Genomic DNA, 1,425 nt, shown 5'->3' on the forward strand with positions numbered 1-1,425 from the left:
TGATACGGACGCTCTGTACCATCAAGGTAGATGATGTCGTTTTTCTCCATGGAGTCTAATGTGCTTTGCGATGAAATAGGCGTATTCGGTCTATGGTGGTCATCGCCAATACCGACAAACGCCAAAATCTTCTCTTGGTCAGTAATTGCAACTGCGCCAACCTTGGGTTCTTCGTAAATGATACGAGCGATTTTTTCTGCATTCTCGGTGTTAAAACCGTTGCTCAAAATGCCTACGGAGCGATCGGCGATGGTAAGCGCGCGGCGTGAAAAGGTTGCGGAGTACTTTTCAAAAATGGTTTTTCTATCTTGTAGGATGCTCATGAAAAGTGCGGCACCGAACGAGTTGGCAATGATCATCGGAGCGGCAATCGCTGACACCAGTTCGTAGGCTTGGTCGAAGGGTTTGGCTACCGCCAACAACAAAATCATCTGCACAACTTCGGCAACAAATGTCACGCTGAACACCACGCTTGGGTTGAACAGCAATGCGCCCTTGTTGCGTTTGATAAGGTAGACATGTAACAAGCCACCAATCACGCCTTCAGCAGTGGTTGAAATAGCACAGGCTAGGTCGGTAAAGCCGCCAAGGGAATAACGATGGATCCCGCCAGTTAAGCCGACAGCAAAACCGACTACTGGCCCGCCGAACAACCCGCCCATGACAGCGCCAATGGCACGCGTGTTGGCGATTGCATCATTGATGTGCAGGCCAAAGTACGTCCCGAGGATACAAAAGCCAGAAAAGAGCACGTAGCAAATCAAACGATGGCTAAGGCGAGACGAAATACTCAGTAGCGGTAAGATGATGGGTGTTTTACTCAGCATGTAAGCCAAGACTAAGTAAACACACATTTGCTGCAAGAGAGAGATAACCAGTTCCATAGCGAACCTAACCTGAAATTAATGTTGTTATTGTATACCTAAACAACCTCAAGGTTTTATCGGCCTTTAAAGTCATTTAGGTATAAAACAAAAAGAGCCTGCAAACGGCAGGCTCCTTGTCTTAACCAGTCAATATGAGGTTGGCTTATGCAGTTTCTGTTACTGCTTGTGGTTTTTCTTCATCCGCCAGTTCAGATTCGCCTTTACCTTTAGAGGTTTTGATAACGTAACCTGTAACGACTAGGGAGAAGATGACACCCGCGATAGTCGACACTTGCATTGGTAGGCCGAAACCTAGTGAGCTGTTGTTCAGAATGAAAGTTACACACACTGTAGTCATGAACATTGCAGGGATAGTTGTAATCCAGTGCAGTTTGTTGTGACGCAGTATGTAAGCTGACGCAGTCCACAACATCATTACTGCGGTTGTTTGGTTTGCGAAGCCGAAGTAACGCCAGATGATGCCAAAGTCTACTTGAGTCAACACACCACCGATAACGAATAGCGGCACAGCCATTAGTAGACGGTTACGTAGTGTTTT

The 1,425-nt window shown here is 46.7% G+C and carries 1 protein-coding gene and 1 pseudogene; both read right to left on the bottom strand.

All coding sequences use genetic code 11. The features are described from left to right. Positions 1–884 (bottom strand): LytS/YhcK type 5TM receptor domain-containing protein (locus R7R78_RS23975; RefSeq protein WP_318119524.1); only part of this gene is annotated, 884 nt, incomplete at its 3' end. A gap of 145 nt (positions 885–1,029) precedes the next feature. Further along, positions 1,030–1,425: pseudogene (locus R7R78_RS23980) on the bottom strand (carbon starvation CstA 5TM domain-containing protein); the annotation flags it as partial.

Source organism: Vibrio sp. 2134-1 (genome assembly GCF_033339495.1).